The sequence below is a fragment of the Paenibacillus lutimineralis genome (assembly GCF_003991425.1).
Classification (GTDB): Bacteria; Bacillota; Bacilli; order Paenibacillales; family Paenibacillaceae; genus Fontibacillus; species Fontibacillus lutimineralis.
Map to the genome: position 1 here is coordinate 5,414,983 of NZ_CP034346.1, position 19,623 is coordinate 5,434,605.

The 19,623-nt window shown below is 47.3% G+C and carries 19 protein-coding genes; 6 read left to right on the forward strand and 13 right to left on the reverse strand.

Annotation, left to right across the window (positions count from 1 at the left end):
• Positions 1–90: 90 nt before the first annotated feature.
• Complete coding sequence (locus EI981_RS23970; RefSeq protein ID WP_127002531.1) at positions 91–789, reverse strand: DUF2225 domain-containing protein; 699 nt, start codon at positions 787–789, stop codon at positions 91–93.
• Positions 790–936: 147 nt separating this feature from the next.
• Entirely contained in the window at positions 937–1,329 is a 393-nt protein-coding gene (locus tag EI981_RS23975; protein ID WP_127002533.1) for a globin domain-containing protein, read from the reverse strand.
• A gap of 387 nt (positions 1,330–1,716) precedes the next feature.
• On the opposite strand from EI981_RS23975, the gene ylbJ reads away from it, so the two are divergent.
• The 3 genes from ylbJ to EI981_RS23990 all read left to right on the forward strand — a co-directional run bounded on the left by ylbJ (position 1,717) and on the right by EI981_RS23990 (position 5,315).
• Positions 1,717–2,964, forward strand: a complete 1,248-nt coding sequence (gene ylbJ, locus EI981_RS23980) for a sporulation integral membrane protein YlbJ (RefSeq protein ID WP_227011574.1) — start codon at positions 1,717–1,719, stop codon at positions 2,962–2,964.
• A gap of 75 nt (positions 2,965–3,039) precedes the next feature.
• Positions 3,040–3,846: an NAD kinase gene (locus EI981_RS23985; protein ID WP_127002537.1), complete on the forward strand. Its 807-nt coding sequence runs from the start codon at positions 3,040–3,042 to the stop codon at positions 3,844–3,846.
• Between the two features lie 26 nt (positions 3,847–3,872).
• Positions 3,873–5,315 carry a S41 family peptidase gene (locus tag EI981_RS23990; RefSeq protein WP_127002539.1) on the forward strand — a complete coding sequence of 481 codons (1,443 nt, stop codon included), beginning with the start codon at positions 3,873–3,875 and terminating at the stop codon, positions 5,313–5,315.
• A 27-nt stretch (positions 5,316–5,342) separates the two neighbouring features.
• Here EI981_RS23990 and EI981_RS23995 read toward each other — a convergent pair whose 3' ends face one another.
• Together EI981_RS23995 and lipA are read right to left on the reverse strand one after the other, a co-directional pair.
• Positions 5,343–5,675 (reverse strand): YutD family protein, encoded by a 333-nt coding sequence (locus EI981_RS23995; RefSeq protein WP_127002541.1) that lies wholly within the window; start codon positions 5,673–5,675, stop codon positions 5,343–5,345.
• Positions 5,676–5,698: 23 nt separating this feature from the next.
• Positions 5,699–6,598, reverse strand: a complete 900-nt coding sequence (lipA, locus tag EI981_RS24000; protein ID WP_127002543.1) for a lipoyl synthase — start codon at positions 6,596–6,598, stop codon at positions 5,699–5,701.
• 236 nt (positions 6,599–6,834) lie between these two features.
• On the opposite strand from lipA, the gene EI981_RS24005 reads away from it, so the two are divergent.
• Positions 6,835–7,902: a M23 family metallopeptidase gene (locus EI981_RS24005; protein WP_127002545.1), complete on the forward strand. Its 1,068-nt coding sequence runs from the start codon at positions 6,835–6,837 to the stop codon at positions 7,900–7,902.
• A 53-nt stretch (positions 7,903–7,955) separates the two neighbouring features.
• Here the strand turns inward: EI981_RS24005 and yunB are convergent, their stop codons facing one another.
• On the reverse strand, positions 7,956–8,729 hold the full coding sequence (yunB, locus tag EI981_RS24010) for a sporulation protein YunB (protein WP_227011575.1): 774 nt from the start codon (positions 8,727–8,729) through the stop codon (positions 7,956–7,958).
• 536 nt (positions 8,730–9,265) lie between these two features.
• Between yunB and EI981_RS24015 the strand changes: the two genes are divergently transcribed.
• A complete protein-coding gene (locus EI981_RS24015; RefSeq protein ID WP_127002549.1) occupies positions 9,266–10,348 on the forward strand; it encodes an FAD:protein FMN transferase in 1,083 nt (360 codons plus the stop codon).
• A 130-nt stretch (positions 10,349–10,478) separates the two neighbouring features.
• Here the strand turns inward: EI981_RS24015 and EI981_RS24020 are convergent, their stop codons facing one another.
• Both EI981_RS24020 and EI981_RS24025 read right to left on the reverse strand, forming a co-directional pair.
• Positions 10,479–11,276, reverse strand: coding sequence for a TrmH family RNA methyltransferase (locus tag EI981_RS24020; RefSeq protein WP_127004979.1), 798 nt, complete (start codon positions 11,274–11,276; stop codon positions 10,479–10,481).
• A gap of 23 nt (positions 11,277–11,299) precedes the next feature.
• Positions 11,300–11,965: a potassium channel family protein gene (locus tag EI981_RS24025; protein WP_127004981.1), complete on the reverse strand. Its 666-nt coding sequence runs from the start codon at positions 11,963–11,965 to the stop codon at positions 11,300–11,302.
• A 133-nt stretch (positions 11,966–12,098) separates the two neighbouring features.
• On the opposite strand from EI981_RS24025, the gene sspI reads away from it, so the two are divergent.
• Positions 12,099–12,332 carry a small acid-soluble spore protein SspI gene (gene sspI / locus EI981_RS24030; protein ID WP_127002551.1) on the forward strand — a complete coding sequence of 78 codons (234 nt, stop codon included), beginning with the start codon at positions 12,099–12,101 and terminating at the stop codon, positions 12,330–12,332.
• A gap of 318 nt (positions 12,333–12,650) precedes the next feature.
• Here the strand turns inward: sspI and EI981_RS24035 are convergent, their stop codons facing one another.
• From EI981_RS24035 to liaF, 6 genes are all read right to left on the reverse strand, one after another.
• A complete protein-coding gene (locus EI981_RS24035; RefSeq protein ID WP_127002552.1) occupies positions 12,651–14,234 on the reverse strand; it encodes a peptide chain release factor 3 in 1,584 nt (527 codons plus the stop codon).
• Between the two features lie 171 nt (positions 14,235–14,405).
• Complete coding sequence (gene zwf, locus EI981_RS24040; protein WP_127002554.1) at positions 14,406–15,959, reverse strand: glucose-6-phosphate dehydrogenase; 1,554 nt, start codon at positions 15,957–15,959, stop codon at positions 14,406–14,408.
• Between the two features lie 210 nt (positions 15,960–16,169).
• On the reverse strand, positions 16,170–17,003 hold the full coding sequence (locus tag EI981_RS24045) for a hypothetical protein (RefSeq protein WP_127002556.1): 834 nt from the start codon (positions 17,001–17,003) through the stop codon (positions 16,170–16,172).
• A 181-nt stretch (positions 17,004–17,184) separates the two neighbouring features.
• Positions 17,185–17,847, reverse strand: coding sequence for a response regulator transcription factor (locus EI981_RS24050; protein WP_127002558.1), 663 nt, complete (start codon positions 17,845–17,847; stop codon positions 17,185–17,187).
• Positions 17,837–18,904 carry a sensor histidine kinase gene (locus EI981_RS24055; protein ID WP_127002560.1) on the reverse strand — a complete coding sequence of 356 codons (1,068 nt, stop codon included), beginning with the start codon at positions 18,902–18,904 and terminating at the stop codon, positions 17,837–17,839. The genes EI981_RS24050 and EI981_RS24055 overlap by 11 nt, the downstream gene beginning before the upstream one ends.
• Positions 18,905–18,944: 40 nt before the next feature.
• Positions 18,945–19,595 carry a cell wall-active antibiotics response protein LiaF gene (gene liaF / locus EI981_RS24060; RefSeq protein WP_127002562.1) on the reverse strand — a complete coding sequence of 217 codons (651 nt, stop codon included), beginning with the start codon at positions 19,593–19,595 and terminating at the stop codon, positions 18,945–18,947.
• Between the last annotated feature and the right edge of the window lie 28 nt (positions 19,596–19,623).

The window sequence follows — 19,623 nt, forward strand, 5'->3', positions numbered from 1 at the left end:
AACCAACGGTTAATTAATATGCAAAAAAATAGGGGCTATTCTATATTCATATTTGAATGATCCAAGGATCGGATAAGCCCCTATTTTCGGTTAATTTTGCATCTCCTCAGGCAATTCATGCCCACCATTCAACATTTCTTCGCGCAATACTGCCCACTGTTCTCTCGAAGCCCGAATCATGGAAGCATCCATAATCTTCTTGTCATTAATGACTCTCGAGAACCATTTCACGGCATCATTATAATTGCCTGTACGGCGATTCAATTCTCCGATCAGATACATCAGCCTGGCGTCATTGCCAAGATTGCTCTCCGTCTCGTATACGCGTATGTAAGATTCTAATGAGTACTGTAAGAAACGCTGCTCTTGCTCACGATCTTCTTTATACCGATACAGCCATGATATATGATGCAGAAGACTTGCGATGATCCGTTCCTTCTCATTAATCGTTTGGGCGCATAGTAATCCGAGCTTGTATGTCTCAAGCGCCGCGCTCCAGTCTCGCTTACCTCCATAATCCCGCTTGATGTAGCGCGTCTCAATTTCCTCATGAAAACGTGCGGTCTGTCGTTCATTAAGACGTTCGGTTGAATTTTCTGTAGAAGCAAACCCACAGAACGGGCACACCCGAACCACGTAATAATCCGGATTCTCATTGCGATAATATCCACAAAAATCGGTATCCGTTTTCAGCGCTCTTTTGAAGCTGGGGCGAACACGGGAGGTCGTGAATTCATTCTCGCAATAGTTGCATGTCACTTTAATCGTAAAGAGAGGTTCTAGTTCCAAGCTGCATACTTCCTTTCCATCTCTCATTAAAGTAGTTGTTTAAAAAGTCCCCCTCCGTTTCTTTCGTCCCTAGCTTCATCCAACCTTCTCGGTGCTGAAGGTCTGGCTTTTTAAACTCAGACTTAAAGGGGGTACACACTCCAAAACTCAATCATTCGTGCTGCTTTCTGTATTCACAAAATGATGTGCAGGGCCCGACAGACGCTGGATAACGAAACTTCGCAGCGGCTCATCCACCCCGATCTCCTCGAGCGCTGTACTCATGCAAGCCAACCAGGCTTCAGCTCGCTCAGGTGTAACAGGAAATGCCATGTGGCGTCCCCTCATCATAGGATGACCGTGCATATCGGAATAAAGAGATGGCCCCCCGAAGAACTGAGTCAGGAACATATACTGCTTCTCCATGACCGGGTTAATATCTGCAGGGAATAGCGGACCGATAAGCGGATCAGCTACAACGCGCGGATAAAAAGCCTCGACTAAACGTCTGATCGTCTCTGCCCCGCCAAGATTATCGTAAATACTCAGATTGGGGTTCACCCTGCATTCATCTCCTATCTTCTTCGTCTATAGAGGTAAATCAAATGCACATATAGAGGTTGTACTTAGATAAATTATACCAAAAAAAAATAAAAGCTCCTATCGGAGCTTGTAACAAGTAGTAAATTTAGTTCGTTAGTAGCTACGCCAGTCCTCTTCACCAGGATGGACAAGAGAGGCACGAATGACGTATACAAAGGCGCATACGAGAACACCGGCAACAAAACTCATATTCAACACCCCATCCAAAAATGAATTTATAGTGCTATTTTACCATATGGAACCGAAAAAAAACAGCACTTCATGTAATCGCTTTCCTATTTTTTTGGTGATGTTTGTCCCTCCGGGCTCATACACTGGACTATGACTCAAGTGGAGGCGTTATCCATGAACAAAATCTGGACAAGAGCGATTATTCCTCTTATAGCACTTATCCTCATCGTGATGATGCTGATCTATCCTTCGGCCTCCTGGGAGGCGGGTGTACGTGGATTAGCTATTTGGTGGGACGTGCTCTTTCCATCCCTGTTCCCTTTCTTTGTGATCTCCGAGCTTATGCTCGGTTTTGGAATTGTCCATTTTATAGGCAAACTGCTGGATCCTTTGATGCAACCATTATTTCGCATCCCTGGAACAGGCGGCTTTGTCGCCGCTATGAGCTTCGCCTCTGGCTATCCCGTCAGCGCCAAGCTCACCACCAAGCTGCGTAGACAGTTATTGATCGGACGCGAGGAAGGGGAGAGGCTTGTCGCCTTCACTACGACCTCAGACCCGATCTTTCTGATCGGAGCCGTATCTGTCGGCTTCTTCGGCAACCCAAAACTGGCCGGTGCACTCGCCCTCGTTCATTACGGCAGCGCCATCATCGTAGGCTTGATCATGAGATTCTACGGCACGAAGCAAAGTACAGATAAATCAGCTGGTTCCACGAGCAAGAAGCCAAGCGAAGCGAGCTTCAGTATCCGGCTTGCTCTAAGGGCCATGCATGAAGCCAGACTCGTGGACGGACGGAGCTTGGGAGAACTGCTACGCCACGCAGTCACTTCGTCCCTTCAGCTCATGGTCGTCGTTGGCGGGCTGGTCGTCTTTTTCTCCGTCATCCTCGAGGTGTTGACCGCTGCAAATGTAATGAGCTTCTTCTATAGCACAGTCCAAGGAATGCTTGCTATTCTGCACCTGCCGCCTGAGTTAGCCCAAGCCTTTGTAGGCGGAACCTTCGAGGTTACACTTGGGGCTAAAGCATCAGCAGCCCCCGCCGACGTCCCGCTCATGTTCAAGGCAGCTGCGGCAGCCTTCATTCTATCCTGGGGTGGTCTGTCGGTACATGCACAGGTAGCCAGCATCTTGAATGATGCGGATCTTCGCTATCTTCCTTTCTTCTTCGCCAGGCTAATACATGCTTTTCTGGCCGCGGCTCTTATGCTTCTAGCCTGGAAGCCACTAATGGGTGCAAGCCCCTCCTTCAAGCCGCTGGAGCAGCCTGAACAGCTGCTGCAACGATGGAGCGAAGTGCCTAGCCTATTTATCGTGTTCGTAAAAATTGTAGTAATACTGCTTATTTTATCTCTTTTAGCGCGAATCATTCAGCAACTCCTGTCATCCTTGCCTAGGCAGAAAGGAAAACCGAAAAAATGAAACGTTGTGTTATTTTTCATAATTGATTATGATCTTTACAGGTATTATAAAAGATTTGCAAAGGAGCCTATCACCTTGAGATATTACGTTCTGGACCGCGGAGATCAACTATCCAGAGATCTTAGCAAGTCCTTTCACAAGCTGGCGGGGGAGCATGGACTGATACTGGATGCCGAATCCCCTGATATTGTTGTGTCTATTGGCGGGGACGGCACGATGCTCCATGCATTCCACTCCTTCATTAACCGCGTATCTTCTATCGCCTTTGTTGGAGTACATACTGGCCATCTCGGCTTCTATGCCGACTGGAAAGCGGATGAAATCCCCGAACTCATCCAACTCATGAGCGGACAGAAAGATCGCCGGCAGCTGAATCCCAGAATCGTCCATTATCCTCTACTCGAAGTGGAAGTGGTCAAGAAATCCGGTACCTCCTCGTTCATCTGCCTCAATGAATTTACTCTCAAAAGTGTGGATGGCGGTACAATCGTAGCCCAGGTTGACATTAACGACCAGATGTTCGAAATGTTCAGAGGGGACGGTATTTGCGTATCTACTCCTTCAGGAAGTACGGCGTACAACAAGAGCATTGGGGGCGCCATGGTCCACCCTTCGATAGAAGCTATGCAGATTTCTGAGATTGCTTCGATCAACAACCGTGTATTCCGTACGATGGGCTCAGCTCTGGTGCTGCCTAAGCATCACCATTGTGATATATACTCACGCAAAGAACAAAATTTGATGCTTACTATTGATCATATCAATACGCCTGTGGATGACCTTATCTCGGTTCGCTGTCAGGTTGCCAAGCAGAAGATCAGTTTTGTACGCTATCGTCCTTTTCCATTCTGGAATCGGGTACGCAATGCCTTTCTAGGTTAATCTTATTTTGCAAAGGATGGACAATAATGAAGTTGAACAAGTTAGGTAGGAGATTACTCGTTCCGCTACTGGCCCTGATGCTCACCCTCCCGCAGGCTGCAAGCGCCGCTGCCGAAAGTACGGAACAGACCAAGGATTCAGAGCTTGAGATTCTGCAAGAGGTACTCGATTATCTAGATGCTTTCAATATCGAGGGGACACAAAGACAGGAATTTATCGATAATGCAATACGCGGCATGGTCTATACCCTCGATGATCCGTACAGTGACTATTTAACCCCTGAAGATATGGAGCAATTTGCCGGCAGCATCAACCAGGAATATGTCGGCATCGGCATCACGCTTAGATATGCTAAGGACAAATTGTATATTACAGGCGTACTAGACGGTTCTCCAGCTAAGAATACAGGACTCAAACAAGGAGATATCATCACCAAAATTAACGGCGTTCCCGTTGCTGATATGGAAGACATCGACCTGAGCGGACAAGCAGGTACCGTCATCCGCATTACAATCAAGCGCGGTTCTGACAGTCTTACTTTTCCCGTCAAGCGTACTGAATTTTCACTCACATCAGTAACAGGAAAGCTCATTCCGTCCAGCAAGATCGGATATATCTCCATCGCTTCATTCTCGGAAGACGCGGATAAGGAATTCGCCAAGATATTAGCTTCACTGCGTAACCAAGGCATGAAATCGATGGTACTAGACTTACGTGATAATCTAGGCGGCTATGTGGAATCTGCACAAAATATCGCCAGCCAATTCATGAAAAACGGTACACTTATGTACACAGCAGACCAGAGCGGCAAGCTGCAGAAGGTAAGCATCACGAACGGCAAAGATATTGGAATGCCAGTCACAATTCTGACTAATGAATGGACAGCCAGCGCCTCTGAGATTCTTACTGGTGCGCTGCATGATAATGGAATCGCCAAGGTCGTTGGTGCCCAGACCTATGGAAAGGCTCGGATTCAGAACGTCTTCCAATTATCCAACGGTGGATACCTCAAAATGACAATCGAGCGTTATTTAACACCAAATAAAGAAGACTTCAATTATATCGGCCTGAAGCCCGACATCGAAATTACAGGCAGTCCTGTCGCCCAGCTCGTTACCGCTCTGTACAAAGCTGGCCTGAAACACGTGGAACTAAGCGGCAGCGCCTATTCGTTGAAGGTGAATGGCGTCGAGCTGGGCGGTTATATTGACACAGTTCAAAACGGCAGCAAAGTCTATGTACCGGCCAAAGTTGTCGCGGCTCTCGTACAAGGCAACACCACTTGGAACAAAGCGGCTCAGAAGCTGGTTATTACCGATAAAAATGGCAAGAAGACTGGCTTCACTTTAGCATCCAAAAGTATAAAAATAATCGACGGTGAGTCTTATGTGGAACTGCATGATTTCGGGCAGAAGTTTCCTGATTTGAAATGGAGCTATCAGCAAGGCATTATCCATTTATCTTATTAAAAAACACAAAATAAAACGGCTGCCGATTTACTCGGCAGCCGTTTTCTCTTCTTCTTGGACTGTTTTGTTGGAAGGTTCTTTTGGAGTATCTTTCATCTTCTGCAGAACAAAGTAGGCACATCCAAAATTGCAGTACTCGTTAATATACTCAGTAATGCTGGAATATGCTGTATCGCGTGTTACCTTCGGATGATTGTCACGCAGGAAGCCCTTCAGACGCAGCTTCTCATATCCCCAATCGCCGATAATGTAGTCATAACGATCCAACACTTCGCTGTATCTTTGCTTGAATGCTTCCTGATCCCAAGCATTCTTATGATTGTATATCAGTTCATATGTTCTGCCGCCAATGTGGATCATTGGCTTTCCCTCCTTAATCGCCCTTAAGACAACGCAGTCGCGCCATCTTTGTGGCTCTTGGCCGATTTAACCTGCTCATGGGCATGATAAGAGCTGCGAACGAGCGGACCTGATTCAACGTGGCTGAAGCCGCGCTTCATTCCCTCTTCCTTCAGCTCTGCGAATTGCTCAGGTGTATAGTACTTCTCAACACGGAGATGCTTCGGTGACGGCTGTAAATACTGACCAATCGTCAGGATATCGCAATCTACCGCCCGCAAATCGTCCATCGCCTGCAGAATTTCGTCCCATTCCTCGCCCACGCCAAGCATAATACTGGACTTCGTAGGGATGTCAGGCTGCATTTGCTTCGCTCTTTGCAGCAGTTCCAGGGAGCGACGATATTTCGCCTTAGCCCGAACACGATCGGACATACGTTCTACCGTCTCGATATTATGATTCAGAATATCAGGCTTCGCATCCATTACGATACGCAGGGAATCCGCATCCCCCATAAAGTCGGGAATCAATACTTCAACAGAGCAGAGAGGCAGACGCTTGCGAATAGCGGCGACTGTTCCTGCAAAGATCGAAGCGCCCCCATCCTTCAGATCGTCTCTTGCTACGCTGGTAACAACGCAATGGCGCAGATTCATATTTTCAGCAGCTTCAGCAACACGTTCCGGCTCTTGCAGATCCAGTTCAGTAGGCATTCCCGTGTTTACAGCGCAGAAGCGGCAAGCGCGTGTACATATATCGCCCAGAATCATGAAAGTTGCTGTACGATTCGCCCAGCATTCATATATATTCGGACAACGAGCCTCTTCACAAACAGTATGTAAAGTTTTGGAACGCATCATTGTCTTGATATCTTGATAGTTATCGCCGGTCGTCAGTTTAATTCTAATCCAGTCCGGTTTCGGTTCATTTGCGAGCTTCGACAAGATAGAAACCTTCCTTCTTCATTGGTTTGTATTGAAGATCATTGTAATCCCACAATGACATTTATTATACCATGAATCCACTGGGAATACCTACTTAATAAATTGGAATAAAAACACAACATTTGATCCAACCTAAGTGTGGAGCTACGTCTATCAACTGTCAGTATGTGTTCAAAAGTTCGGTTTTCAGCACCGACCTGCCTCTACAAACCTCTCACTAAGGAGGAGAAGATACCTTGAAGAAAACCTTAACATCCCTATACAGCAAGACGATAGGCTGTCTTATCGCCGCTTCATTGGTGACGGTACCTTGGCCTTTTAGTGGATCCTCAGTCACTACGGCCCATGCCGCTACTCCGGAGAAGCCAGGAACCGCCCAAACCAGCCTGAGCGTCTATGAGCTAAGACGGGACCTATACGAGGAAATTGGCATTCAGACGCAAATTCCGTGGTACTGGCTTGCTGCTATCGATCAATATGAACGGACCATAACCCCGCGTTCTCGTAAAAAAGTGAAGCAGGAAGATCAAACCGATCGTTTAACGAGCATCCGATTTAAGGAAGGCATTTGGTCCGGTCCTATTAATCCCGATTTGGCTGACAAAAACCTGACCACGATTGCCTTGTTCGGCGGAATTGGCAAGGATGCATCGGCGGATGGAGTCGCCGATCCGACCGATGATCATGATGCCATGTTCACGATGGCCTCTTATTTGATCAGTATTGGTTATGAGGAAGAAGACTTTCAAATCGCTCTATGGCGTTATTATCAGAATGATTCCGCGGTGAAGCGTATCCGGCAATTTGCCAAAATCTACAAAGCATTCGGACCGATCAATCCTACCGCCAGCGCATTTCCGCTTCCGATTAAAAGCATTTACACCTATCGCGATACGTGGGGAGACCGGCGTGGATGGGGCGGCCTTCGCATCCATGAAGGGACGGACCTGTTCGCCTCCTACGGCGTACCGGTTCGCAGTGTATGCTATGGAATCATAGAGACCAAGGGGTGGAATCCCTATGGCGGCTGGCGCATTGGCATTCGCGATCTGAATAATCGATATCATTACTACGCCCATCTGCAAGGATATGAGAAGAAGATCGAGATCGGCGACATGGTCACACCGGGTCAGGTCATCGGTTGGGTCGGTAGCAGCGGATATGGCCCACCGGGAACACAAGGGAGGTTTCCTCCGCATCTTCACTACGGGATTTATCGTGATACCGGGACCACAGAGTGGGCCTTCAACCCGTATCCCCTGCTTAAACAATGGGAAAAGGCCGAGCGCAGCCGCAGCAAATAAGCACCGGATTATCGATACTCCCATTTGCTACGGATTAGCATCAGCCTATTCTTTTAATGCCCCGACGATGGTATTGTGTCTTGCTCGTTCCCCTGCTCCCCATCTGTCGAGGGGATGGTTCCCTCCTCTATAGGCGAGTTGTTGCCCTCCTGCGGCAGCTCCTCGCCTGTTTTATTAGGAGCCGGTATGGCAATATTAGGCGCCCCGGCTTGATTGCCTACGGGATTGCCTTTGCTATCGTAGTAATACATCGGAACATCGCCGACGACGAGCAAGTAAGAGACAGGGATTTCGGTCTCAACAGATTGCGGCTCCATATCAAATGGAACAACGACAGCCAGCTCCGCTTTGACCCGCAAATATACCTCCACCAGGATCATATTAATGCCGGCATCCTGTTTACGGGTGCTCAAATCGACCTTCACGTCCCCTTGCGGCTCGATCTTGATCGGAATCCGCGGACCGAATGAAGCTAGAATCGGACTACCTAACGCTTGCCCCAGCGGAATCGTCTCCGACAAATGCGATACTTCCTCCAATGTGTCGCGGACTGTTGCGATCGTATCCGATGTAATCTTCATGTGGGAGGAATAGTTCAACATGAACCCAGACACTTTCCCGTTGCCATCCATCTTCCAATCGATCAACCGGTCGACTTGATCCGTATTCGCGACCTGCGAAGTGATCGCTTCATTGATCGCATCCGTGGCCATCTGCTTCACACGGATACTGGCCAAATGCATAATCGGCCCTTTCATATGCTTCTCGACATAATTATAAAACTGTAAAAATCCGAATATGGTGATCACCACGATGATTAGCCACAACCACCGTCTACTCCCAGACCTTCTTCTCGGCCGTCTCCTCCGGCTACGCCAACCCCTTCTAAATCGTAGCATCTCTCACCCTCCCAGCCAGCAGGCAACTTCTAGAGGTTTGTTGTTCAAGCCCGCTCTTGAACACACTTCTATACAAGTTATGCTGAACCTGGCCAAAAAAGAAGGACTACCATTCTGCTGTTTGCTTCAAGCCGCCTATAAACAAAAAGTCACCATTTATCATTTTAACTTTTCCATAACCTTTATTTGAAAGTAATCCATTATACTAAGATTTGTGAATTATATTACAGGTTCAATGTCATATTTATCTTGTTAGGTTAGGCTAGTGTTAAAACTCAACTTGAGGGCGGAATTCGTATTTTTATATGAATATTTGTATTGATCTACCCCTCTAGGACTGGTTCCCAGAGGGGTATTATTTTTGCAACAAAAGGGGCAAACATTCAATGGGCATTGACTTATGCTGCTAATCTTTAGTGCTATCAATCTAATTCCATTAATCGCAGGAAAGCGAGAGAGATGAGATGAGAAAACATAAATTCATTGTATTGTCCGGACTTCTTATTACTATTCTAACAGCCTCATTCCTATTTTCACTAGTCAATCATCGCTCGATCAGCCAAATGAAGAAAGATCCTGAGAATCTCCCCGTGACAAAGACATTCTTGAAGTTTGATACGGTTATCACCATTAAACTATTCGGAGACAAAGACGCGGACAAGCATTTGCAAGAGATTGACCAGCTTTTAGATCGAATCGACGGTCAGATCAATATGTACAATATGCAAAGCGTAATTAATCAGGTAAATGCGTCGGCAGGAAAAAAAGCAGTCACTGTCCCAGACGAGACCTTTCGTTTGGTAAAAAAATCGATGGAGTACGCGCATGATACAGAAGGAGCTTTTAATCCAGCAATAGGCGCTCTGGTCAAGCTGTGGGGGATTGGGAATGGCGGAGAACATCCTCCAGCAGAACACCTCATTGAACAAGCAAAGTCCCTTAGTCAGTATTCCGATATTGAATTGAATGAGAATAAAAGTTCGATCAAGTTAGTCAAGTCAGGCATGTCTATTGATCTTGGGGCAATCGGGAAAGGTTATGCCGCCGATCTGATTGCAGACTATCTGCGTGGGGAGAAAGTAGAAAGTGCGTTGATTGATCTTGGAGGTAGCTCAATTACTACAATCGGCAGTAAACCCGGCGGAGCGGATTGGCATATAGGAATACAAGAACCAGACCAATTGCGTGGTGAAGACATCGGGACTATTCCGCTTAAGAATAATACGATCAGTACCTCCGGCGTCTATGAACGATATTTTGTTTTTGATGGAATTCGCTATCACCATATACTCGATTCAAAAACAGGAGTTCCCACACGCAATGGAATTCTTAGTGTGACGATCATTGGTGGCACAGCTGCAGCAGGGGATGCCTTAACTACAGCCGCAATTGTCAAAGGACTAAAAGAGGGAATCTCCTATTTGGAGAAAAAAACTGACACAGAGGGCATATTTATTACAGAGGATAAAAAGATCTATATAACTTCAGGGCTGCACGGAAAATTCAAACTAACCAATCCCAACTATACGCTTGCAACCTTAAATTAAGATAGGGCCGTCAACACTGACGGCCCTCATTCATTTTACTTAGATGATTCAACGCTCACCAGCATCGTAAAATTGTATTAAGTAGTGTTCATATAAAAAATTTAGTAAATGGTTGATGACATCAATGGATTCAGTTAAAATACCGCTGCCGCAGCCCTTCATACAACAGCACTGATGCAGCCATGGCCACATTAAGCGATTCCGCCTGACCGCGCATCGGGATGATCAGTCCGTCATCCATCAGCGCACGGACTTCTTCGCTAAGCCCACCGCCTTCACTGCCGAACAGCAGCCAGACAGGGCCGGTGAAGTCATATTCGTAGCAATTAACCGCCGCCTGCAGACTTGTGCCAGCAAGACGAATGCCTTGTTCCTTGGCTTGCGGTAGGATTTCCGATAACTGGCTGCGCAAAATCGGCAGATGGAATAATGACCCCATCGTGGAGCGAATCACCTTGGGGCTATATATGTCGGCGCTTCCTGAGCCGACAATGATGCCATCAGCACCCACGGCATCCGCCGTACGAATAATTGTGCCGACATTGCCGGGATCCTGGACTCCGTCGAGCACGACAACAAGGCTACGATCCTTGTTCAGCAGCGACTTCATCTGCACCTGCTCATCTGCTTTGCGCAGAACGGCAAATACCGGCTGAGGCGTCTTTGTATCGCTACACTTGGCGATCACTGCCTCTGACACAGCGATCCAGTTCACATCAAGCCGCGCTGCAGCAGCCGAAGATAACTCCGCCGGAATTCCGTTCTCCTTCTCGTAACATATACACTCTATGTCCGCACCTGAACGAAGTGCCTCCTGAACTAAATGGATACCTTCGATCAAGTATTTATGCTGCTTATCCCGATGCTTCTTCTCAAGCAGCAGCGCCCACTCTTTCACTCGGGCATTTTGCGGCGATAAAATTTCCATCATATTTATTTCATCCTAACCGATCAAGATTCTGCATAAGCCAGTTCCAGCTTCGTTAAATCGTTCTTCTGTCCTACGATAATCAGAATATCGCCTTCCTCAAGACGGTCATCCGCTGTAGGTGAAATATTCATCTTCGTCCCCCGTTTGATCGCCATCACGTTACAGCCGAATTTGGCCCGAACGTCCAGCTCCTTCAGGTTCTGACCAAGCATGCCAGAAGTAGCCCGCATCTCGGCGATACTATATTCATCTGATAACTCAATATAGTCCAGAATATTTGGTGAAGTTAGATGATGCGCTACCCGAAGTCCCATATCTCTTTCCGGGTAAATGACTTTATCGGCTCCGATCTTGTTGAGCACTTTACCATGAAGCTCATTCTGCGCTTTTACGACGATTAGCGGTCCCCCGAGATCTTTTAATATTAGAGTAGTGAGTATACTAGCCTGAATATCCTGGCCAATCGCCACAACAACTACATCAAAATTACGGATGCCCAGCGCTCGCAGCGCTTCTTCGTCCGTAGAATCTGCGGATACTGCATGTGTTACAATATTGGATACAGCCTGGGTCCTTTGTTCATTAGCATCGATTGCAAGAACATCGAATCCCATGCCACTAAGAGCACTCGCGACACTAAGACCAAATCTTCCCATACCTATTACGGCAAATTGCTTCTTTTCTATGCGTGCCACAATGATTCACCCCGAACTTTTGGATTCGATCTAGTATACCATATTCGATTCAAAACTTGAATTTATACAGGCCGGATCGGGAACATTAACGAATGGGCCTATACTATTTCAAGGAGGGTTCTCCATGTCAATTATGCTTGATCTGCGTCAGGCTGTCATTTACAAGGTACATGGCAAGGACAAAGAGGGGCTACGTGAGATGATCGAGGGCTCCATAGACGCCCAGGAAGCAGCGCTGCCCGGGCTTGGTGTCATGTTCGAGATCATCTGGAAGAACATCGATCAGACCAAGCAGGACGAATTACTCGACATTCTCAATCAGCAGCTTGCTCAAATGGAATTAAAGCCTTTGAAATAAGGTGGCTGCCCCATGTATAGAACAAGCCTTTACTAACCGATCTCCGGTCAAGTAAAGGCTTGTTTTATATAGAGGTTGTCCCCCTTTGATCACGAAGTAACACGGAGAACTTATTCGACATCGAATCTTGAATTCACCCGGGCCTTAGCGGATGCTTACGAAGTCATGTTTCCTACGGAAACATCTCAGGTACTCACGTACAAACCACGTACGCTCCGCTCCTCAGGCCCTAGCTTCATCCAACTGAAGCGTTTTGAAAAAACGCACATCGGAAGCATAAGCTTCGATGCTGAAAGCGGGACTTTTTAGAATACTTACTTACGGAGCAGTTTCCTGGAACTTCGCATCTGGATTTTTCTCCATCGCCGTCCGCATCGCATATTCATTCTCGAACAGGGCCACATAGTTGCCCTTTTTATCCGTTACAAGCGTTGAATTAATACGGAATTTGGATGGATCCACCTTCTCGGCTACGATCCAGCGTGCAAATTGAAATGGCATGCGCTGTAATTGTACATCCACACCATATTCATTCTTCATTCTGTACTCGAACACTTCGAACTGAAGCTGTCCGACAACGCCCAACAGCGTATCCTCAAACCCAACGGTTGTGAATACTTGGATCGTCCCTTCTTCCGTCAGCTGGTCGATCCCCTTCTGGTATTGCTTATGCTTCAATGCATTCTTTACAGTAACTTTAGCAAATATCTCTGGTGAGAAGGTTGGCATCTCAGCAAATGTAACGCCCCCACCCTGGCTTAACGAATCCCCAATCCGGAAAATACCCGGGTCGAAGAGACCGATAATATCCCCTGGATAAGCTTCGCTCACAATATCCCGATCCTGGGCCAGAAATTGCTGTGGCTGGGATAGCTTAACGTCCTTGCCGGTTCTCATTTGCTTCACCGACATGCCGCGTTCGAATTTGCCGGATACAATGCGCAAGAAGGCAATCCGGTCACGGTGGGCCGGGTTCATGTTCGCCTGGATCTTGAACACATAGCCCGAGAATTTCTCATTCGTAGGCTCAACAGGTCCATCCGTACTGCGGCGCGGCTCAGGCTTAGGTGCAAGCTGCAGGAAATTCTCCAAGAAGGTCTGTACCCCGAAGTTATTCACCGCACTGCCGAAAAATACTGGAGTAAGCTGTCCATTCTTCACTTTCTCCAGATCAAATGGATCGCCGGCTACATCAAGCAACTCGAGATCCTGGCATAGCTGATCATGCAAATATTCTCCAGCCATCTCACGGATGATCGGATCATTGTAGTCTTCTACCTTCTTCACTTCAATATGATCGTGATCGTCTCCTTGGAACAGCTCCACCTGGTTATTCATCCGGTCGTATACACCGCACAGTTCGCGTCCAGAGCCGATTGGCCAGTTCATCGGTACAGAACGAATACCTAGAACCTGTTCAATTTCCTCCATCAGATCAAACGGACTACGTCCTTCACGGTCCAGCTTATTAATAAATGTAAAGATTGGGATTCCCCGCTTTGCACAGACCTGGAATAACTTGATTGTCTGCGCCTCGACGCCTTTGGCCACGTCGATCAACATGACCGCGCTATCGGCGGCAGTCAATGTACGATACGTATCCTCACTAAAATCCTGGTGACCCGGAGTATCCAGAATATTAATGCGATGTCCTTTATAATCAAATTGCATTACGGAAGAGGTTACAGAAATCCCCCGCTGCTTCTCAATCTCCATCCAGTCACTCGTTGCATGCTTGCTTGCCTTACGTGCCTTAACCGAACCGGCTAGACGGATCGCTCCCCCAAACAGCAGCAATTTCTCAGTTAAAGTCGTCTTCCCGGCGTCCGGGTGGGAAATGATTGCAAACGTTCTGCGTTTATCCACTTCCTGCTGCAGCTCTTGCTCCAATGCTTTGCTCATTCTCACTTTCCTCTCGCTTCACAAATTCATGCCTTTTATTTTAACATATTTTTTTATGCAAGTACGCATATTCCTTCACGCTACTCGGCAAAAAAAGACGCACCAAACTGTTTTCCGTTTGGCGCGACTCTCTACATAGCTTATTATCGTTAAATTCGGTATCGGATATACTTACTGCTTGATCCAGATTACGTTGTCTTCTTCCTGTCCGTTCACCGGCCACCAGTGGAATCCATCCAGGGCAAGCAGCTCATCGGCTTGCTCAGGTCCCCATGATCCTGCAGGATACATTTGGATGTCAGATGGGTTCTTGGCCCAAGCTGAAGCGATGCGATCCACGAAGGACCAAGCTGCAGCTACTTCATCCCAACGGGTGAAATAAGTGGAATCGCCATTGGCCGCATCATAAATGAGGCGTTCATAAGCTTCCGGCGAGTTAATGCCTACCTGGCAGCTCTGGCAAAATTCCATCGCGAACGGCTCGATCTTCGACTCTGACCCCGGCTTCTTGGCATTGATCTTGATATAAATGCCTTCCATCGGATTAACACGGATGACGAGCAGATTCGGCTCAAGATTATGCTTCTGACCCAAGTAGACGTTCGTTGGCATTTGCTTGAATTCCACCACGACTTCCGTAGTCTTCACGGGCAGGCGCTTACCGGTACGAATATAGAACGGTACCCCAGCCCAGCGGAAGTTATCTACAAATACCTTAGCAGCAAAGTAAGTTTCCGTGTTGGAATCTGGATCTACTTTGTCCTCTTGACGATAGCCCAGCATTTCTTTGCCATGGCTCTCTCCGGACTTGTATTGACCACGAACAACATGAGCCTTCACATCTTCTTCAGATTCATATGGACGCAGCGAGCGAAGTACTTTAACCTTCTCATCACGGATATCCTCCGGATATAGACGGCTAGGCGCCTCCATAGCGATCATCGTCAGCATTTGCAACATATGGTTCTGACCCATATCACGCAATGCCCCCGCATGATCATAGTAGCCGCCGCGCTCTTCCACGCCAACCGTCTCGCTCAACGTAATCTGCACGTTGGCAATATGCTTATTATTCCATAATGGTTCGAAGAAGGAATTCCCGAAGCGAATAACCTCGATATTCTGAACCATTTCTTTGCCGAGATAGTGGTCAATCCGGAAGATCTCCTCTTCCTTGAACACTTGGCTTAATTCTTCGTTCAACTTCTGAGCAGAGCTCAGATCGTAGCCGAACGGCTTCTCGATCACCAGACGATGCCAGCCTTCGCTAGCAAGCATGCCGCCCTTCTTAAGGTTGAAGGATACGCTACCGAACAATTCAGGAGCGAGCGCGAGATAGAACAAGCGGTTACCCGGTATATTGAAGCGGTCTTCCACGGATTCCGTCAAATCCCGCAGTTCATGATACCCGTCGATATTGTGAATATCCAGCGATTTATAAGAGAAATGCTCGGCAAACTTCGTCCAAGTCTCAAGGTCATCCTCTTTGACTTTGTAACGGCAGAACTCTTGAATGGAACGATATAGATCGTCCCGGAATTCTTCATGAGTGCGTGGTCTCCGGGCAACGCCGATAACTGCAAAATCCTCAGCCAGCTTCCCTTCGCGATATAGCGAATAGATAGCAGGAAAGAGCTTACGACGCGCCAAGTCCCCAGTAGCACCAAAAATAAAAAATACCGCTCCCGGTGTCTGAAGTGATTCTAGATTTTGATTCTCAGTCATGGCTCCTCATTTCTTTCTATATATTATAGTGTATATTTATTCAATTCCTATCAATACCATCACCTTACAAGGCATCACTAGGTAGTGATGTAATTTTAGCACATTAACGCGAAGGTTGCCATCATATTCATATCAAAAATTGTTGGGTTTCATGAAAATTCATCTAATATTAATCTAACATTAATTTTAAGTTCATTTTATGCATCGTTTTTAATATTCTACCGTGAGCAGCGGGGATCCGAAGGAGATTTCCTTCTCTCCAGTGTCGACATTATAATGTACTGCCATCTGAAGTGCGACATTATAATCTCCGCTGCGGACAGATATTGGCAATCCACCAGCTTCATAGGAGCGGCTTATCGTCTGCGAGTCTTCATCAACATACTCTTCAGCGCTATGAAGCTTGAATGTCGATCCCGTCTGCTGCTCAATCTTATTCAATAGCTTCTGAATCGAGGCACCAGAATATTCAGGCGACTGAGTCTCCACTTCTAGCTCTTTGGAAAGACCTGAAGATACGAAACCTTGCAGGGCAGCGTTCCAGTTCACATCAACCCCCTCATCCTGAAGCGAATGACCGTAAACGGTCTGTAATTCACTGAAAACATCACCATTCGCACGGGCATCGCCTTCCATGAGCAGGATCACATAAAAGGAGGTCCCTCCCTCTTCAGGCATAACAGATAACTTTGAATAGACGCCGACGTTAAAACCTTGAGCGTTGTAGACGGCATGGCCTTGAACTTCATTCTCTTCCGGTGTGGACAATCCAAGCCTAGCAGCTAGCACATAAGCAGCTTCACTAGGCTCGAGTAGCGAATTCCATTTTCCCTGCCATTTCACTGTGGCACGAAGCTTTCCTTCCGACGAGCTTTCTGCCAGGGCAAGCACGCTCTTCCATTGTTTATCCACAGCAGCCACTTTATTCACCTTGCCCTCATCCAGTCCAGTAAAGCCAATGATCACCATAATAAGTGCAAAACCGATCATAACGAAGCCACAACGCTTCAAAGTATTAAGTCCTACTCGTTCTCTTCCCGGCATCTTAAGTCCCCCGATTCTGGAATCTACTAATCTATAAATCTAGGATTCCCTGCCAGGAAAGATTTATACTCGCACAATTTGCTCCCTTCCCACTCTTTCATACATGTTGCTCCTCAAACAAAAAAGACCCGGCTATACGCCAGGTCCTGGTTCGCAATTTATGGATGCGCAGGTGGTCCAATTATTCCGCAAGCCCATTCTTGTAAGCATAGATTGCCGCTTGAGTACGGTCATCTACGCTGAGCTTGGCCAAAATATTCGTAACATGGAATTTGACCGTCTTCACACCAATGATCAGATCATCGGCAATTTCTTGATTGGACTTACCTTGTGCCAGGAGCCGGAGCACGTCCATCTCCCGGTCCGTAAGCTCTTCATGGGCAGGCGTCTCCGCCTTCGGCTGTCTCAGCCGGTTCATCATCTTCGAGGCCACCTGCGATTCCAGCACAGACTGCCCTCTGGCAGCTGCCCGGATCGCTTCGGCAATCTCCGAAGCACGCGACGTCTTCAGCAGATAGCTGAACGCCCCCGCTTCAATAACAGGGTACATCTTCTCATCATCCAGATAACTCGTCAGCACAATGACTTTGCAGTCCGGATACAATTTCAGCAACTGTCTTGTTGCTTCAATCCCATCCATCCCCTCCATCACAAGATCCATCAGGACCACATCGGGCTTATATTCCTGAGCGAGACGGATACCTTCTTCTCCGCTGCTTGCTTCTCCGACAACTTCGATTCCATCTTCAGTTCCAAGCACAGCAGCCAGCCCGATCCGCACCATCTCATGATCGTCGACTAGCAGTACTTTGATGTCTCTTTCATTATCTATCTCATTCTCCATGATGATGATCCTCCCCGTTCTCTTCGTTCATTAACGGAATTGTGATTTCTATACGAGTACCTTTGCCTGGAGCGGTAATAATCTGGATTGAACCTCCGATCTCAAGCACCCGCTCCTGCATGGTTGATAAGCCATAAGAGGCTTGCTTCTTATCATCTAGCTGGAAGCCCATTCCATTATCTCTTAATGTGACCTTGACGACATCCCCCCGCCGATGAATACGAATCTCCATCTTGTCGGCCTTGGCATGGCGCATCGTATTCGACATCGCTTCCTGAATAATGCGGAACAGATGATTCTCGATCCCTTTCCCGAGATTAAGCCCTTCATCCATTTCCAGTATCAGCTCGATCGGCACCTTCGCTTTCAGTTCACTAACGAGCTCCAGCAAGCCTTGAGACAATTGCTTACCTTCTAAGTATACCGGGCGCAAATGCAGCAGTAGTGCCCGCATCTCAGATTGGGCTACTGAGGCCATCTCCTCAATCAGCTCCACCTGTCGCCTAGCTTTCTCAAAATCCCTATCCATCGTTCGTCCTACTGCCGTAGCGGTCATCGATATCGCGAACAACTGCTGGGAGACTGCGTCATGAAGCTCACGAGCCAGGCGCTGCCGCTCCTCGACGATCGCTGATACACGGGCTTGCTCAGCAAGCTGCGCATTATGGGTTGAGAGGCGCTGCAAGGAGGTTACCTGCTCCTCCCAACGCTTGCCGATTCGTACAAGCTGTTCGCCTAACTGTCCGATCTCATCCTCACCTAACTCTGGAACTGTTCCGGTCTGATTCCCCTTCTCCCATTGCAGCAGCGCATTGCGCATCGAATCTACTTTTTTCTTATATTTGTAACCTTGCCAGAAGCCGTATACCGAACCTAGGCTGATCAGTAACGTCAGCAGGGTTAGCCCTGCCATAACCGCTTTCTTCCAGGAATCGGTCAGTTGGAAATAACCGTATGTATATAGAACATATAAAATAATCGCTAATAAAATAAAACAGAAGAGGATCCCTCCGCGCATACTGCGTGAGACCATACTGACAGGCTTTTTTCTCTTCATGCGGCGCAGATCCTCCTCTTTCGAAATTTAAGCAACCTCTTTAAGATAGACGTATATCAATATCTCCTATAATATAGGAAATCATTATTTTCACTTTTTGCTCACAGGCATCATAGTTCGGCGATCTCCAGTTCACCCGATTAAATATACCTGTGCGACGCTCTTGTCCCAATTCGATTTGCCCGAAAAGCACAAAAGCTTCGATCTCGATTCCATATCCCTCGAATAAGCTCATATCAATGTCCCCAACGACCCCTTGGAACATCAATACATTATGAGAACCTTCCACAATTGCCAGCGACATATCAATATCCAATTCTCCAAGAATATGCCACATGCTCGTATTCTGCAGTACCCAAGGATCACGGTCCCAATGGACGGAGGAAGTTATATTCTGTCTTTGAGTATAGCTGCCGTGCGGCTGAACCTTACGTACCTTCGCATAATAAAGACCAAGTGAGATCATCAGGATGGCTACGACCAGCATGAAATTATTAAGCAGGATCAAACCGACACCAATAGCAAGCAGGATATATCCTGTCTTCGCTTCCTCTCCTTGGCGGACCTTATAAATGCCATAACCCAATAAGAAGAGCGCAACAATGGTAAAGAAGCTTAGCCCTTTCCCGAATATCATCATGACGCCGAGTACAATCAATCCCGCGGCTAAGAGTCTTTTTCGCTTATCCATGTCGCACCTCCTGCCGTTCTAAGAGTTG

Coding starts and splice junctions, on each gene's coding strand:
- ylbJ (WP_227011574.1), top strand. CDS start 1,717: ATGAACAAAATCTGGACAAGAGCGATTATTCCTCTTATAGCACTTATC.
- EI981_RS23990 (WP_127002539.1), top strand. CDS start 3,873: ATGAAGTTGAACAAGTTAGGTAGGAGATTACTCGTTCCGCTACTGGCC.
- EI981_RS23995 (WP_127002541.1), bottom strand. CDS start 5,675: ATGATCCACATTGGCGGCAGAACATATGAACTGATATACAATCATAAG.
- EI981_RS24015 (WP_127002549.1), top strand. CDS start 9,266: ATGAGAAAACATAAATTCATTGTATTGTCCGGACTTCTTATTACTATT.
- EI981_RS24020 (WP_127004979.1), bottom strand. CDS start 11,276: ATGGAAATTTTATCGCCGCAAAATGCCCGAGTGAAAGAGTGGGCGCTG.
- sspI (WP_127002551.1), top strand. CDS start 12,099: ATGTCAATTATGCTTGATCTGCGTCAGGCTGTCATTTACAAGGTACAT.
- EI981_RS24035 (WP_127002552.1), bottom strand. CDS start 14,234: ATGAGCAAAGCATTGGAGCAAGAGCTGCAGCAGGAAGTGGATAAACGC.
- zwf (WP_127002554.1), bottom strand. CDS start 15,959: ATGACTGAGAATCAAAATCTAGAATCACTTCAGACACCGGGAGCGGTA.
- EI981_RS24045 (WP_127002556.1), bottom strand. CDS start 17,003: ATGCCGGGAAGAGAACGAGTAGGACTTAATACTTTGAAGCGTTGTGGC.
- EI981_RS24050 (WP_127002558.1), bottom strand. CDS start 17,847: ATGGAGAATGAGATAGATAATGAAAGAGACATCAAAGTACTGCTAGTC.
- EI981_RS24055 (WP_127002560.1), bottom strand. CDS start 18,904: ATGAAGAGAAAAAAGCCTGTCAGTATGGTCTCACGCAGTATGCGCGGA.
- liaF (WP_127002562.1), bottom strand. CDS start 19,595: ATGGATAAGCGAAAAAGACTCTTAGCCGCGGGATTGATTGTACTCGGC.